Source organism: Kineosporia corallincola (assembly GCF_018499875.1).
GTDB lineage: Bacteria > Actinomycetota > Actinomycetes > Actinomycetales > Kineosporiaceae > Kineosporia > Kineosporia corallincola.
In genome coordinates, this window is the sequence record NZ_JAHBAY010000017.1 from 72,031 (window position 1) to 87,146 (window position 15,116).

General features: G+C 71.5%; 15 protein-coding genes. 7 read left to right on the forward strand and 8 right to left on the reverse strand.

All coding sequences use genetic code 11. The features are described 5' to 3' along the window. Positions 1 to 55: 55 nt before the first annotated feature. Together KIH74_RS31100 and KIH74_RS31105 are read left to right on the forward strand one after the other, a co-directional pair. Positions 56 to 2,086, forward strand: coding sequence for a hypothetical protein (locus tag KIH74_RS31100; RefSeq protein WP_214159978.1), 2,031 nt, complete (start codon positions 56 to 58; stop codon positions 2,084 to 2,086). After that, entirely contained in the window at positions 2,086 to 2,796 is a 711-nt protein-coding gene (locus tag KIH74_RS31105; protein ID WP_214159979.1) for an O-methyltransferase, read from the forward strand. Before KIH74_RS31100 ends, KIH74_RS31105 begins: the two co-directional genes overlap by 1 nt. Here the strand turns inward: KIH74_RS31105 and KIH74_RS31110 are convergent. Beyond that, positions 2,777 to 3,520, reverse strand: coding sequence for a response regulator transcription factor (locus tag KIH74_RS31110; RefSeq protein WP_308114050.1), 744 nt, complete (start codon positions 3,518 to 3,520; stop codon positions 2,777 to 2,779). The genes KIH74_RS31105 and KIH74_RS31110 overlap by 20 nt on opposite strands. 409 nt (positions 3,521 to 3,929) lie before the next feature. On the opposite strand from KIH74_RS31110, the gene KIH74_RS31115 reads away from it, so the two are divergent. Further along, positions 3,930 to 4,394 carry a nuclear transport factor 2 family protein gene (locus KIH74_RS31115; RefSeq protein WP_214159981.1) on the forward strand — a complete coding sequence of 155 codons (465 nt, stop codon included), beginning with the start codon at positions 3,930 to 3,932 and terminating at the stop codon, positions 4,392 to 4,394. Between the two features lie 86 nt (positions 4,395 to 4,480). On the opposite strand, the gene KIH74_RS31120 is transcribed toward KIH74_RS31115, so the two are convergent. The 3 genes from KIH74_RS31120 to KIH74_RS31130 all read right to left on the reverse strand — a co-directional run bounded on the left by KIH74_RS31120 (position 4,481) and on the right by KIH74_RS31130 (position 6,847). Next, positions 4,481 to 4,921, reverse strand: coding sequence for a Clp protease N-terminal domain-containing protein (locus tag KIH74_RS31120; RefSeq protein ID WP_214159982.1), 441 nt, complete (start codon positions 4,919 to 4,921; stop codon positions 4,481 to 4,483). A gap of 229 nt (positions 4,922 to 5,150) precedes the next feature. Next, a complete protein-coding gene (locus KIH74_RS31125) occupies positions 5,151 to 6,083 on the reverse strand; it encodes an ACP S-malonyltransferase (RefSeq protein ID WP_308114049.1) in 933 nt (310 codons plus the stop codon). Continuing rightward, entirely contained in the window at positions 6,080 to 6,847 is a 768-nt protein-coding gene (locus KIH74_RS31130; RefSeq protein WP_214159984.1) for a response regulator transcription factor, read from the reverse strand. Before KIH74_RS31130 ends, KIH74_RS31125 begins: the two co-directional genes overlap by 4 nt. Before the next feature lie 503 nt (positions 6,848 to 7,350). Here KIH74_RS31130 and KIH74_RS31135 point away from each other — a divergent pair. Beyond that, a complete protein-coding gene (locus tag KIH74_RS31135; protein ID WP_372492153.1) occupies positions 7,351 to 8,019 on the forward strand; it encodes a response regulator transcription factor in 669 nt (222 codons plus the stop codon). 59 nt (positions 8,020 to 8,078) lie between these two features. Next, the gene (locus KIH74_RS31140; RefSeq protein WP_214159986.1) at positions 8,079 to 8,549 is read left to right on the forward strand and encodes a MarR family winged helix-turn-helix transcriptional regulator; all 471 of its coding nucleotides are present in this window, start codon (positions 8,079 to 8,081) and stop codon (positions 8,547 to 8,549) included. 24 nt (positions 8,550 to 8,573) lie between these two features. On the opposite strand, the gene KIH74_RS31145 is transcribed toward KIH74_RS31140, so the two are convergent. After that, positions 8,574 to 9,437, reverse strand: coding sequence for a Cof-type HAD-IIB family hydrolase (locus tag KIH74_RS31145; RefSeq protein WP_214159987.1), 864 nt, complete (start codon positions 9,435 to 9,437; stop codon positions 8,574 to 8,576). Between the two features lie 167 nt (positions 9,438 to 9,604). On the opposite strand from KIH74_RS31145, the gene KIH74_RS31150 reads away from it, so the two are divergent. Next, positions 9,605 to 10,615, forward strand: coding sequence for a Gfo/Idh/MocA family protein (locus tag KIH74_RS31150; protein WP_214159988.1), 1,011 nt, complete (start codon positions 9,605 to 9,607; stop codon positions 10,613 to 10,615). 72 nt (positions 10,616 to 10,687) lie between these two features. Here the strand turns inward: KIH74_RS31150 and KIH74_RS31155 are convergent, their stop codons facing one another. The 3 genes from KIH74_RS31155 to KIH74_RS31165 form a co-directional block, all read right to left on the reverse strand. Then, positions 10,688 to 12,067, reverse strand: coding sequence for an MFS transporter (locus KIH74_RS31155; protein WP_246573513.1), 1,380 nt, complete (start codon positions 12,065 to 12,067; stop codon positions 10,688 to 10,690). A gap of 212 nt (positions 12,068 to 12,279) precedes the next feature. Further along, complete coding sequence (locus KIH74_RS31160) at positions 12,280 to 13,236, reverse strand: AsnC family transcriptional regulator (protein ID WP_214159990.1); 957 nt, start codon at positions 13,234 to 13,236, stop codon at positions 12,280 to 12,282. A gap of 57 nt (positions 13,237 to 13,293) precedes the next feature. Next, the gene (locus KIH74_RS31165) at positions 13,294 to 14,343 is read right to left on the reverse strand and encodes a zinc-binding alcohol dehydrogenase family protein (protein WP_214159991.1); all 1,050 of its coding nucleotides are present in this window, start codon (positions 14,341 to 14,343) and stop codon (positions 13,294 to 13,296) included. A gap of 61 nt (positions 14,344 to 14,404) precedes the next feature. On the opposite strand from KIH74_RS31165, the gene KIH74_RS31170 reads away from it, so the two are divergent. Beyond that, complete coding sequence (locus KIH74_RS31170; protein WP_214159992.1) at positions 14,405 to 15,010, forward strand: TetR/AcrR family transcriptional regulator; 606 nt, start codon at positions 14,405 to 14,407, stop codon at positions 15,008 to 15,010. Positions 15,011 to 15,116 lie beyond the last annotated feature (106 nt).

Genomic DNA, 15,116 nt, shown 5'->3' on the forward strand with positions numbered 1-15,116 from the left:
CGTCCGCCGCCGTGTCCGTCCGGGCCTGGCGGCCTAGAAGAATCGAGAACCTCTCATGCAGAACGACTTCGGCGCCCCGGTCGAGCCTGAGCTGGCCTGGTCGGCGCCGGATCGCGGGATCGTGCTGTGCCCGGGTGACCACGCCGGCCCGTGCTCCGGTGGTGAGGGCCGGGCGGTGGGCCTCAGCATTCCCCCTCCCGCTGAAGGTTTCGCCCATCTGGGTGGCCTGGCGCCGGTGCTGGCGGTCGTGGTGCGCCGTGCCGAGGACCGGGCGCCCGGCCTGCTCGCCCGGCACGAGCCGATCAGTGGCCGGCTGATCCGTGCCGCCACCGATACCAACGGCGCGGGAAACGGTTTCGTTCCGGTCTCCGAGGTGGCGGCGCTGGGTACCACCCGGCGGATCAGCCGGGAGTCGCACGCCAGTGCCCTGTGGATCGACCGGGCGGCCCGGTTCCTGGCCGAGGCGCTCCCGGCGGTGTGTGATCCGGCGGAGGGGGCGGGCCGCGGGGCTCACGTCGTCCCCGAACTGGAGCTCGAGGCCTTCGAGCGGTGGGACCGGTTGTCGGTGCGGATCCTCTACCGGGCCGTGCTGACGGCGCAACTGCGCGGCACACCGTTGCGGGTGCGGGCCCGGCTGGAGAAGGGCCCCACGGCCTTTCTCGCCGCCCTCGCCGAACGGCCCGGCGCCGGCTGGTGCTCACCACGGAACACGGTGCCACGACTGATCTCCATGACGGACGACGAGGCCGCCCAGGGATCCGCGCCGGGTGGGACGCACGACGAGATCGTCCGTGCGGTGGGGGAGGCCCTGGCCCTCCAGAACTTCGAGCGCGCCGGGCTGCTGACCGCGGCCCGGCTGCGGCACGCCACCGACCCGGACGAGCGCGCCGACCTGATCCGGCTCGGTGCGATCGGCTCGGCCCAGACCGGTTCGGTCGAAAAGGCTTTGGAGGAAATGCGTCTGGCGCTGACGGTGGTGCGTCGTCCGGCTCTGCGTGCCCACCTGAACTATCTGTGCGGCCTGCTGCTGACGAAGCGCTCCGGCGAGCAGGACGCCGGCCGGCCCTTCTACGAGCGGGGGCTGGAGATCACCTCCTCCCGGGAACCGTCCGACGAGACGATGACGGTGGAGGAGGGCTGGCTGCTCAACGGCCTGGCTCTGCTGGCGACCATGCGGGCCCGCCGGGCCGGTGAGGGCACCCCGGAGCGGGAACAGTTGCTGGGAGAGGCGTTCCGGCACGAGTTCGCCGCCTTCCGGCTGGTCCGGGAGCTGCCCGGCGACAGCGCCTTCTACCTGCGCCACAACCTCAGCCACAACCTGGCCTTCCTGCTCCAGATCGCGGGCCGGCACCGGCAGGCCGAGGAGGTGCTGCGCGCGGCGTCCGCGGCCATGCTCGGCACCGGCCGCGCCGACTTCCGGCTCCTGCACCACTACGCCATCGGCATCCTCCAGCTGCGGCGCGAGGCCTACCCGGAGGCGATGGCCACCTTCGCCGGGGCGGCCCGCACAGCAGGCGGGCTCGAAGACCCCTTCTATCTCGAAAGAACCCTTGCGGCAGCTGGTTACACGGCCCTGCGGGCCGGGGACGCGGAGCGGGCGGCAGGCTTCTACCGGCTCGGGGCCCGCACGGCCCGGCGGATCGCGGACGAGACCGCGTCGAGGCAGCACGTCGCCGGGTTGCTGTGGGCACTGACCCTGACCGGCACGCCCTGGGACGAGCACGAGCAGGAGGCGGCCGACCGCTGGTACCCGGGGGCGGCGCGGGCGCACCGTGAGGGTGCCGGGCCCGGGGCCCTGCGGGACGCCCTGACCCTGGCCGGTGCGCAGGTGGTGCCGCCCTCGGCGAAACTTCCGTCGTACCTGCCCGGGGTGGACCTGGAGGGGACGCCGGGGCGCGACCTGAACCGGTTCCTGACCGGGTTGCCGGCCGGTGAGAGCCCGGCCGACCTGGTCGCCGGGGCTGCCGGATCCTTCCGGGCCTCAGGGCTTTCCGGGCCTTCCGGCGCGACGGGCGCGATGGGTGCGGTCGGCGCGACGGGCGCGACGGGCTCGACGGGGGCGGTCGGCGCGGGAAGGGCCGTCTGATGGCGGTGCTGCCACGGCTCACCGTGGCGCAGACCGATGCGCTGGCCGGGCGGGTGCTCGACCGCTGCCGGGAGGCCGGCGTGGTGGACGCGGGGGCACCGGAGGTGGACTGGGAGAGGTTCCATGCGCTGCGGGAGCGGTTGTACCGGACGTTCCAGGTGCCGACGACCACGCTGACGCCCCTGTCGGCCCGGGTGCTGTACGGCGTGTCGGCGATGCACCTGCCGCGCTCGGTCGTGGTGCTGGGCTGCTACGCGGGCAATCTGATGGCCTGGGTGACGGCGCCCGTGCTCGGGCCGGGACACGACCCCGCGGTGGTCGGACGCGCGGCGGTCGGCCTGGATGTTGACGGTGCGGCCGTGGAGACGGCCCGGGCGAACTTCGCCGCCGCCGGCTTCGGACCGGGAGTGCGGACGGTGGTCGGCGACGCCTTCGACGTCGCCACCCATGCCGCCGGAACGGCCTGGGACCTGTTGCTGATCGACGTCGACGTGCCGGGGGCCCGCAAGTCCGGGTATGCCAGGCTGCTGGAGCGGTGGCTGGAGCACCGTGGGCCGGGAGCGGTGGTGATCGCCCACGACGTGTGCCATCCGGTGTTCCGCCACGACCTCGGCGGCTACCAGGCCTTCGCCCGGGAGCAGGGTGCTTCGGCCAGCCTGACCCTGCCGGTCGACGAGTGCGGGCTGGAGGTCAGCCGGTGGCCAGATTGACGCTGCCGGTGCTGCCCCGCGACTCGTCCAGAGCGTTGTTCGGGTAGGACGCCGCGGAACTGCTCGGGCCCAGCCGGAAACCGATGCCGCGCACGGTCAGGATCCAGTCCCGGCTGCCGAGCTTGGTGCGCAGGCTGTTCACGTGGGCGTCGAGGGTGCGGCTGCCGGTGACCCGGATCCCGGTGCTCCAGACGCTGGTCATCAGCTGGCGCCGGGAGACCACCGACCAGGGCTGGGAGGCGAGGGCGTGCAGCAGGTCGAACTCCTTGCGGGTGACGCTCACCGGTCTCTCGTCCACGTGTACCCGCCGGGTGGCGGGGTCGATGCGCAGACGGCCGTGGACGATGACGTTCTGCGCGTCGTGGGCCCCGGCCAGGCCTCGCGTGCGGCGCGCGACGGCATCGATCCGGGCCATCAGCTCACGGTTGCCCACCGGGCTGACCAGGTAGTCGTCGGAGCCGGCCCGCAGGCCGAGCACCTGGTCGAGTTCGCTGCCGCGCGAGGTGAGCATGATGATCGGGACCTCGGACAGAGCCCGCAGGCTCTGGCAGACCTCGATGCCGTCGATGTCGGGCAGGTCGGGGTCCAGCAGCACCAGATCGGCGCCGGTGTAACGCTGGAGCGCGGCCCGTCCGGTGCGCACCACCTCGGCGGTGTGGCCGTACCGTCGTAGATCCTGGATGGGAAGTTTCGTCGCGGGTGTCTTGGCGTTGACTACCAGCACATGCAAGGCATGCTCCTAATCACGAGGCGTACTTCCGACCCGGCACGGTCAGCAGTCAGATCGCCCGGGATCCGCCGTGGCGACCGGGTGACGGGCTGGCCGAGGAGCGCGAGAGCCGACGGAAGTCGCTTCGTTGCGGACAGGGCCGGTTCTCACGCGAGAGAGGCGATCGACCGGGGGATCCCGGTGAATCGTCTCAAGGGTCTTCCGGTGGTGGGGCGACGTCAACCGTTCCGGTCGAGATACGCCCTCAGGTGCGGTCCGGGCACGTTGTGAACTTGGTCAGCCAAACAATATACTTGGTGCAACAAGTGTCACTGAGAGCCAATCGTGGTGTCGGTCACTTTGACCGTCGCCATGCTGATCACGGGGGCCGGGATCGTCGAGCGCGTAGACAAGGATGCAGAGCATGACGGATCTTTCGGCGGAACGTGTCGCCGGTGCCTGGGACTCGCTGGCCACGGGCGACCGTGACCGGATTCTTGAGTTCTGGCACGAGGACGTGACGTTCGAGGTGCCGGGGACGCACGCCTATTCGGGTCTCTACCGGGGCATCGACGCCTATGTCGAGTTCTACGGCAACCTCTATCGGCTCTCCGGCGGTTCGCTGCACGGTGAGCGCACCGTGATCCTGGTGAACCCGGAGGAGGGCTATTCGGTGGACGTGAACCGGATCTCCGCCGACCGGGCCGGTGCGGGGGCCGATCCGCGGCCCCCGTGGGACCGTTTCGAGCTGGACGCGTTGCACCTGCTGCGCTGGCAGAACGGGCGGATCGCCGAAGGGCACTGGATGGTGTTCGGTGAGGGGGCGACCGGCAGCAGCCTGTGGTGGTCCCCGGTGGACGAGCACGGAAACCGGCGCGACGTGCGCTGATACACCGCTCAGCAGGTATTTTCGGCAGACATGCGATCGGCTCCGGACCGCCCGCTCGGGTGCGGTCCGGAGCCGTCGGTGCGTGTTCAGACCGAGGTGTCGCGCCGGATCGTGTCGAGGCTGGCGCGCACCGTCGGGTAAGACAGCTTGAAGATGGCCCAGGCTCCCTTGCCCGGGCGGTATTTCAGGGCGGCGAGCAGGAGGTGCTCGCTGCTCAGCCGGGTGTCGCCGAGTTCCCGCATCTCGGAGACGGCCTGCTGCATCAGGGCCACGTTCTCGGCGCTCGGGCGCACGTCGGTGCTGAGGCCGGCGGGCACCACCTGCTGGCTGCGGGCCAGCGCGAAATCGTGAAAGGCCCCCAGGTCAACGCCGTTCGCGGTGAGCAGCTCCGAGAACGTGGTGTGCGGATCGGCGCTGAGCGCCGTGAGCAGGTGGATGGTGAACAGTTCCGGGCTCTTCTGGGCGATCGCGAGCTGCCTGGCGGAGGCCAGTGCCGAGGTCATCTGCTCGGCATATTGCACGGTCATGCTGGTATTCCTTCCGGAGGAGGAGTTTTGGGGCAGGCCGCGAGGAGGGCTGCCGAGGTTCTCCTCATCACCATACCCGTCCGGACCGGGTGCGGGCGCGGCGAATCCGGCCGCCCCGGGCCTGGATTCGCCGGGAAGCCGCAGGACCGCCGTCGGTGCCGGTGCGGCATCGGCCGGGATTCTCCGGCGCTGCGCACAGACGCTGCCCGAAGAGGCGGAAGAATGCCGGTCAGACCGGAGCGGGGCCGAAAAGGCCAGACAGCGAGTCGAGGTCGTCGGGGCCACGCAGGGAGATCACCCGGACCCCCGGCAGGGCCCGTTTGACCAGCCCGCTGAGTGCGCCCGCCGGAGGCAGCTCGACCACGGTGCGCACGCCCAGGCGCTCCAGGGTGGTCATGCACAGGTCCCATCGCACCTGGCGGCTGACCTGGGAGACCAGCCGCCGCAGCACTTCAGCGCCGTCGGACAGCACGGTGCCGTCGGCGTTCGACAGCAACGGGACCCAGGGATCGGCCGGGCTCAGAGCGGCGGCCGGGCCGGCCAGGGCCCGCTCGGCCGGCGCCATGTGCGGTGTGTGGAAGGCGCCGGCCACCTGGAGCGACCGGACCCTGGCCGCGGCCGGGGGATCCGCCGCCAGGGCGGCCAGGCCGCCGAGCGGTCCGGCGGCCACGACCTGACCGGCACCGTTGATGTTGGCGGCGACCAGACCGTGCCTGCTGACGGCTGTCAGCACCTCGTCGAGATCGCCGCCGAGGACGGCGCTCATGCCGGTGTCGTTCAGTCCGGCGGCCGCCGCCATCGCCCGGCCGCGCTCGGCGACGAAGGTGACCGCGGCGCCCTGACTGAGCACGCCCGCGAGCGCGGCGGCGGTCACCTCACCGACCGAGTGCCCGGCCAGGACCAGGTCGGCCGGTGATCGCGGAAGCAGGGCGGCCGCGGCCAGCCCGGCGGCCACGATGAGCGGCTGCGCCACGGCGGTGTCCCTGAGCGTGCCGGCGTCCGAGTCGGTGCCGTGGTGGCTCAGGTCCAGGCCCGTCGCGGACGACAGTTCCGCCATCCGCCGGGCGAACACCGGGTGCTGCATCCAGGCCCTGGTGAAGCCGGGGCGCTGCGCCCCCTGCCCCGGGCAGAGCAGGGCGACCGGTGCCGGGACGTCGCTCACGACCGCTCCGCGGTGACCTGGCCGAGCCGGAAGCCGACCCCCCGGATGGCTGTGATCCATTCCTTGGCACCGAGTTTCGAGCGCAGGGAGCTGACGTGCGTGTCGATGGTGCGGGTGGACATCGTCGATACCGGAAGGCTGCGCGGGTGCTTCCAGATGTCGACCATCAGCCGTTGCCGGCTGATCACCGACCCCGGCCGCTGGGCCAGGTGCAGGAGCAGGTCGAACTCCATCCGGGTGAGGTCGACGCGGCGGTCCTTCACCCAGACCTCCCGGCTGGCGGTCTCAATACGCAGCGGCCCCGCCGTGACGATCGGGGTGCGGCCCAGGGCCGACGGGTTGACCCGGCGCATCAGCGACTCGATGCGGGCCATGATCTCGGAGGAGCGATAGGGCAGGGTGAGGCAGTCGTCGGCGCCGGCCTCCAGGCCGAGGATGCGACTGAGCTCGTCGCCCTGCGGTGCGAAGGTGATGATCGGCAGATCGTTGGTACGGCGCACGGCGCGGCACAGTGTCACGCCGTCCATGTCCGGCAGATCGAGCTCCAGAAGCATCAGATCGGCATCGAATCGCCTACTCAGTGCTTCTGTTCCATTACTGACGGAAATCACTTCGTGCCCTTGGGAACGGAGGTCCTGGGTCAGTGCCACGGCGTCGCGGGTGGGTCTTCCGACCGCCACAATGTTCACGGATCTCATTCCCCCATAAAGTTTTTCGGCGCGGCACGTCGACAGGGACGGGCGCTCCACGCCGAACGCCGTCATGACGTGCCGATCGTGCCGGTGTCTGGCGACGGCCGGGAGCAACGGCACAGGAATTCCAAAGACGTTTCCTGTGTGACGCTTTCCCGGAGCCGAGCCGATAGCCGACAACTGTTCCTGCTGACGTGCAGCCCCCCACGTGCCCCGCCCCCGCGAGCCACGCTGCTGCCCGACCATCCTAAGACGCTTTGGGGCGATTTGTACTGCCCCGTAGCTTGACAATTCCGGTGTGGCCCGACGCGCATCGTGAAGTGCCTGGTGAGAGACGCCTTTCGGACAGTGCGTGGATGTGAATTTAGCGAACTTGCGGTCTTCTTTGCGAAGATTTTGATGTCCGGTGCTGGGCCCTGGGTGCCCTCCGGCGCAAGATGTTCGGAGTCTCACGGGAATTCCGGGGGCGGTGGTATCGCGGTGTGCCCGGGACGACTCTGTACCGAAGTGGTCCGGGGGGACCGGTCGGGCGCAGCTCGGTCGGGGCCACGGAGAGGCTGGCTGGTGTGAATCGGGTGCTGATCGTTCAGCATGCTGAAGAGGCGGGGGAGACGACGGCGAGATTTCTTCGCCTTCACGGGTTTCAGGTGACCCTGGTGCGGACCGGGACGGAGGCGATCCGCCGGCACCGGCAGGCGGACCTGGTTCTGCTGGCGGCGGATCTTCCGGATCTCGACCCGCTGGCCGTCTGCCGGGCCATCCGGGCGTCCGGCCGGACCCCGGTGGTGATGACGATGGACCAGGGCACCGAGATGGATCGGGTGCTGGCGCTCCAGGCCGGGGCGGCCACGAGTGTCAGTGAGCCCTACGGGCATTGGGAACTGGCGGCGAGGATCGAGGCGGTTCTGCGGCGGGTCGGCCCCAGCTCCGAGGCGACGGACGGCGTGACGGTCCACCGGACCCTGCGCATCGACCCGCGCACCCGGCGGGCCGAGGTGGACGGGCGGGTGGTCGGCCTGACCCGCAAGGAGTTCGACGTGCTGCACCTGCTGGCCTCCCGGCCGGAGGAGGTGGTGTCACGCGAGGAGCTGATGACCCGGGTGTGGCGGGGAGAGGGGGCCACGTCCAGCCGGACCATCGACACCCACGTCAGCAGCCTGAGGACGAAACTCGGTGCCCGATCCTGGATCCGGACGGTCCGCGGGGTCGGGTTCGGCATCGGTGGCCCGGGACCGGAGCGATGAGCGCGGCGCCGGCGGCCGGGCCCGGAGGGTTCCGCGGGCGTCCTGATATCGTGCCCGCTATGGCCCGTGGTGCGAGCAGCGAGCAGGCGGGGCCCGCGTCCCCCTCCGAGAACGGCGAGATCAGTCATCTGATCACCCGCATCGCCCGGGCCCACTGGAGCGCGGCGGCCCCGTTGCTGGGCGCGCTCGGCCTGTACCCGGGGCAGGAGCTGTTGCTCATGCGGCTGTGGCACACCGATCACCAGACCCAGACCGATCTGGCCAACGGCCTGCGGCTCGACGCGTCCACCGTGACCCGCACCGTGCAGCGGCTGGAGCGTCAGGGACTGGTCTCCCGGGCGCCGTCGGCCACCGACGGCCGGTCCATGGTGGTCGCGCTGACCAAGGAGGGGCGAGCCCTGGAAGAGCCGGTGGCCCGGGCCTGGGCCCAGCTGGAGGCCCGCACCACCACCGGGCTGTCGGAGCGCCAGCGCACCGAGACCCTGCGCCTGCTGCGCCGCATCGAGCACAACCTGCTCCAGAAGGCCTGATCCCTGCCCCGGGCGGGGCGCCGGTCAGGCCCCGTCCGTGCCCAGCAGCCGGGTCACGGTGTGCACCACGCCGCCCTCGGTGTTGGCCGGGGCGACCGCCCCGGCCCGGGCCAGCACCTCCGGGTGGGCGTTCGCCATCGCGAACGAAAGCCCGGCCTCGTCAAGCATTTCCAGGTCGTTGAGGTAGTCGCCGAAGGCCGCCGTCTGCTCCCGGGTGATGCCCAGGCTCTGCTGGAGGCTGCGCAGGGCGGTGCCCTTGTTCACCCCGGCCGGCATCACGTCGGCCCAGTGCTGTCCCGACACCACCACCTGCTGGGTGTCCCGGAACCCGGCCAGGCTCGGCGCCACCCCGGTCTCCACGTCGCCGAAGTCGAACACCGCCAGTTTGAGGACGTCGTCCTCGGGTTCCAGCACGTCGGTCACCAGTTCCAGGGCCGCGTAGTAGCGGCGCACGTTCACCAGGAACGCCTCGTCGGTGCGCTCCACGTAGGCCGAGCGCTTGCCGCACAGCACGAACCCGATGTCGTGCCCGTCGCGGGACAGGTCGCGCAGCAACTGGACGGCGGTGACCACGAACTCCCGGTCCAGCGTGGTCGAGGCCACCTCCCGGCCGTCGCGCACCAGGTAGGTGCCGTTCTCGGCGATGTACGGCATGCCCGCGTCCGAACCGCCGAAAACTGCTGCCAGGGTGGCATATTGGCGACCGCTCGCGGGAACGAACAGGATCCCGCGCTGGCGCATCCGCTCCAGCAGGGGCCACAGGTCCGCCGGGACCTCACCGTTCCCGTCGAGCAGGGTGCCGTCCATGTCGGCGACCACCAGCCGCAGGCCGGCGGCCTGCTGACGGGTCGCCTCGGGGACGGATTCGGATGTGGCGGTGCTCGGCACGTCGCTCCCTGTGCTGTTCGATCGCTGTTCGTTCTTCGGACGTCTGCACCGTTCATCGGATCAAAGCCGGGCCGGGAGCAACAGAGGGGGGAGGGGGTGATGCTCGTCCCTTCACGCCCTGATAGGGATGAGGTGAGTCATCGCCGTGCACCTCATAGGAGAGATCGATGCCACCCGTCGTCCCCGCACCCCACATTCCCGACCCCGCCGCCGTCCCGGCCCTGCGCTGGGGCGTGGTCGGCACCGGGATCGCCGGCCGGTTCGTGCACGCGATCCACCGCCACACCCCGCAGCGCGCGGTCGCGGTGACAGCCCGGAACCCGGAGAAGACAGCGGCTTTCGCGGCGGAGCACGGCGTGGAGCGGGTGCTCGCGACCCCTTCGGAGCTGGTGAGCGACCAGGGCGTCGACGTGGTCTACATCGCCACGCCGCACCCGCTGCACCGCGACCTGGCGCTGGAGGCGATCGCCGCGGGCAAGCACGTGCTGATCGAGAAGCCGATCGGCATGTCGGCCCAGGAGGCCCGCGAGATCACCGACGCCGGCCGGGCGGCCGGGGTGCTGGTGATGGAGGCCATGTGGACCCGCTACCTGCCGCAGTCCGACATCGTGCGGCAGATCCTCGCCTCCGGGGTGATCGGCGAGGTACACCGGGTGACCGCGGACTTCGGGTTCAACAACCCGTACGACCCGTCGAGCCGGCTGTGGGACCCGGCCCAGGGCGGCGGGGCGCTGCTGGACGCCGGGGTGTACCCGATCTCCTTCGCGTCGTCCGTGCTCGGTGAACCGCAGACCCTGAAGGTGGCCGGGCTGACCGGCCCGGGCGGCGTGGACGTGCGCGCCGACATCCTGGCCACGTACGCCGGAGGGGTGAGCGCGCTGCTGTCCACCGCGCTGGACACCTCACTGCCCACGCAGGCCGGCATCTCCGGCACCGAGGGCCACATCGAGATCGGCCCCGGCTTCCTGTTCCCCTCCGGCGTCACCCTCACGGTCGCCCAGGAGAGCGCGAGCTGGCGTGACGAGCGGTTCGAGGCCGTGCACGAGGGCCTCAGCGACCAGGCCACCTACTTCGCGGGCTACGTCGCCGAGGGCCGCGTGGAGTCCCCCCTGCACCCGCACTCCGAAGTGGTGAGCATCCTGGCCACCATCGACGAGGCCCGCCGTCAGCTGGCCTGATCGGCGGAACCACCGATATCAGGGGAATCCCGGGCGGGCGAAGCCGTACCGCCCGCCCGGGTGTCGCAGAAGTTATTGCGCGGCAGCGGAATTACGCACCCGGCCGGGTGCTGCCGGGCTCTTCGTCGTCCCCTGTCGGCCGCCCTTGGGCAACAACACCAGGCCCACCACGGCCGCCAGGAGCATCAGCCCGGCGCACACCGTGAACGCCAGGTGCATGCCGTCGAGCAGGCTGGTGCGGGTGCCCATCACGACGCCCAGCACGGCCGGCCCGAGGGCCCCGCCCACCTGGCGGAAGGCGTTGTTCCCGGCCGCCGCCATGCCGGCCAGGCGGAACGGCACCGAGCTCACCGCGGTCGCCGTCATCGGCGTGATCACGGCGCCCAGCGCCGCGCCGAGCAGGAACAGCCGCCAGCCCAGACCCCAGAACGAGGTGGTCTCGTCGATGCCGGTCAGCAGCAGCATGCCCAGAGCGGCCAGGATCAGGCCGGAGGTGATCAGGAGCCGCGGCGAGATGCGGTGCATCAGCGTGCTCACCGGCAGGCCCACCAGGATCGGCGCGACCGTGAACAGGAACAGCCGGCTGCCGCTGGCCAGCGTGCTCAGGTGCTGCACCTGGCCGAGGTAGAGGCTCAGCACGAACACCGAGCCGATCATCGACATGAAGGTGATCAGGGCGACCAGCGTGGCCGCGCTGAAACCGGGCTCGGCGAACAGGTGCGGGTCCACCATCGGCGAGGCCGAGCGTCGTTCGATCACCACGAAGGCGACACCGCTGACCACCGCGAGCAGCAGTGCCGCGATCACCCGGGTGTCGGTGAAAGACTCCGCCCCGCCCTCGATCACGCCGTACACCAGGGCGACGACCGCGATCGTCGAGGCGATCTGCCCGGGCTGGTCCAGCCGCCGCGAGCCGGGGGCCCGGCTGTCGGTGAGGAAGAAGACCCCGGCGACCAGGGCCAGCAGGGCGATCGGCACCGCGGCCAGGTAGATCCGGTTCCAGGTGGTGTGCTCCAGCACGAACCCGGCGTTGAACGGGCCGAGCGCCAGGGCCAGCAGCAGCGACGTGGCCCACAGCCCGATGAACCGGCCGCGCTCGCGGTGGTCGGGCACGGCGTGGCTGATCAGGGCCAGCGACGAGGGCAGCAGGGCGGCCGAGCCCAGGCCACTGATCGCCTGACCGGCCCAGAGCACCTCGTACGAACCGGCCGACAGCCCGACCAGGGCCCCGACGGCCTCCAGCAGCAGGCCGGCCAGGAACACCTTCTTGCGGCCGTACGCGTCGCCGAGCGCACCGGCGATCAGGATGCAGGCGGCCATCGGCAGCACGAAGGCCGTGGTGACCCAGGACAGGTCGGCGGTGCTGCCGCCCAGACCGCGCTGGATGGCGGTGAGGCTGATCGAGACGGTGGTCACCGGCACGTAGGCGACGAACGCGCCCACGCAGGCCATCACCAGGGTGGCCGTTCTGCGGTCGGGCCGTTCGGTATCGGGGGCTGGTGCAGTGTCGCTCACGTGCGGATTCTCATTTCCGGGCAGGCTGTTTCGGACCCGGTGAGTCTGGGTGCGCACCGCCTCCGGGCTCCAGTCGCCGGCCCGGGAACGTGGAATCCCGACACCCGGGACGGTTCCGGGCGGCCTTTGCCACAGCCTCCCGGCCGGCGTCAGGGGGTGAGCTCGCGCTGCTTGACCTGGCGCAGGATCGGCGCGGTCTCGATCTGGAGGATGCCGTCGAGTCGTCCCAGCCGCTCACTCAGGTAGGTGAAGAGGTGGGCGCTGTCGCGGCAGCGGATCGAGACGATGATGTTGCTGACCCCGGTGGTGGCGGCCGCGAACCAGACCTCCGGGTGCCCGGCGAGCGCCCGGCCCACGGTGGTCAGGGCGGTGGGTGCGGTGGTGATCCAGAGCATGACGTCGGTGCCGTGGCCCAGCGGCTCGGCGTCGTACTGCACGTCGAAGAAGAGCACCCCGGCCGAGCGCAGCCGGTTCAGGCGGCGGCGCACGGTCTCCCCGGTCTGCCGGGTGACGTCCTGGAGCTCGCGCAGCGAGGTCCGGCCGTCCTGGCGCAGGGCGGCCACGATCGCCTCGTCGGTGGCGTCCAGGGTGAGTTCGCCCGCCCGGTCGGGGACCGGGCGTCGCAGCTGGTCCTGCTGGTCGCCGGTGAGCGCGTCCAGCTTGCTGAGCCAGTGGAAGGGGCCCCCGAAGAACGAGTGGATGATGGAGTGCGCGCTGACCGCGCTCACCCGGGGCGTGCGCTGGAGCCGTTGCAGCAGCAAATCGTCGCGGGCCTGCCGGTCGCGGGGTTTGATCCCGCAGGTGACCTCGGTGCCGCCGTTGAGCAGGGCGACGTAGACGGTGTCGTCGCGGCGGGCCAGGGCGTCGGCCAGCCGGGCGGCGCCGTCGGGGGCGCAGTGCAGCCGCACCACCCAGCTCGGGCGGCCGAGCCGGGTCTCGTCGACGATGCCGAGCACCCGCAGCCGCAGCGAGGTGCGCAGCTTCTGGTAGCGCCGGGCCACGGTCTGGTCGGAGACACCCAGGACCGCCGCGATCCGGCCGAACGAGGCCCGCCCGTCGAGCTGGAGCGCTTGCAGCAGTTGCAGATCCAGCTCGTCGTGCGCCACGGGCAGCCATGCTAAAGGGTTTTCAATCATGGACGACGAGGAGCCCGGCCGTTCCGGTCAGAGCGTGACCACGAGCTTCTCCCCGGAGATCCCGCCGCGCAGCCGGTCCAGGGCATCGGGAATCGCCTCCAGCCCGTGCCCCACCACGGTCGCGTCGGGCGTGGCCCGGTGCGTGCCGGAGGCCAGGGCCGCCGGGAGGTAGCCGGTCCAGACGGCCGGGCCGATCGCGTTGTCCTTCAGCGTGCCGCCCCAGATCACGCTGACGTCGACCCCGCGCCGCCGGGCCGACCTCGCGCGCAGGTTGGTGATCGGGCCGGGCTGGGCCGAGGCCACCCGCCGGGTGCCGATGGTGCGGGCGGCCACCTGGACGGCCGGCGGCAGCGAGCCCCGGCCGATCGCGATCGTGCCCGCCAGCGGCCGGTCGCCGATCCTCTCCGCCAGCTCGGCGACGGCGGTGGTACTGCGGTAGTCGACCACCTCGGCGGCGCCCATCGAGTGCACCCAGTCGCGGTTGCGGGGCGATGCCGTGGCCACCACCCGGTAGCCGGCGTTGTGGGCGAGCTGCACCGCGTTCACGCCGACGCTGGTCGAGCCGCCCCAGACCAGCACCGTCGAGTCCTGTGGCTGCGGGGTCGTGGTGGGCAGGGCCAGACCCAGGTGATCGGGCTGGAACAGACCGGTCGCCGCGGTGGAGACCGCCATCGGCAGCACCGCGGCCCGCTCGAACGACAGCTGCGCCGGCAGCGGCGCGACCATGTGCTGCATCAGTACGACGTGTTGCTGAAAAGCGCCCTCGGCCGGGCGGTTACGGTTCCGCTCCAGCCCGAAGGCCTGGCCCACCACCCGGTCGCCGGGGTGCAGGCGGGTGACGCCGGGGCCCACCTCGACCACCTCGCCGGCCACGTCCGACCCGATCACCGCCGGGAACCGGACCCAGGGCAGCACCACGCGATAACCGATGGCGGGCAGGGTGTCGAAGAAGTTCACGGCCACGGCGCGCACGCGCACCACCACCTCGCCCGGCCCGGGCGGGGTGTAGGGGGCCGGGCCGACCACGAGGCGCGCGCCGCGCCGGGGCATCCACAGGGCTGTGCCGGATTCGCTCACCGCTCGAAAATAGGCACTGCCTAGAAAATAGTCAATGACTACTTCGGCATACCATGGCGGCATGGCGCACCGTCCCTTCCACCACGGCAACCTCCGCGCCGTCCTGCTCGACCACGCCGAGACCGTGCTGCGCGAACGCGGCCTGGAGGCGCTCTCCCTGCGCGAGCTGGCCCGCGAGGCCGGCGTCAGCCACGGCGCGCCGCGGGCCCACTTCATCGACCGCAAGGCCCTGGTCGACGCGCTCGCGGTGCGCGGGTTCACCCGGCTCACGGCGCAGGTCGGCGCCGCCACCGGCTCCGGCGACCGGGTGAGCGACCTGCGCACCGGCGGGGCCGCCTACCTCGACTTCGCCGCCCGCGACGCCGCGCTGCTCGACCTGATGTGGGCCGCCAAGACCGACGACCCCCCGCCCGAGGTGCAGGAGGCGGCGACCGGGCTGTTCACGCTGCTGAAGCAGCTGCTGGGCGAGGAGGGTGACGCCGGGGCGGGCCCGCCCCGGCTGGGACTCGTGCTGATGGCCACCATGCAGGGCACGGCCGACCTGGTCACCTCCCGGCGCCTGCCCCTCGAACAGGCCCACGCGGTGCTCGACGAGGCGATCACGCTGTACGTCGCGGGAGCCACAGAGGTGAGCAGAATGCGAACCACGGCACGCCGGGCTCGGTGACCGTGGGCCGACGGTCCGTCGTAGGCTCATGGTCGACCAGGGCGTGGTGACTGCGCGCATTGCCCGCGCAGGCACCACGCAACCGGATCCGAAGGACGGAGAGCCA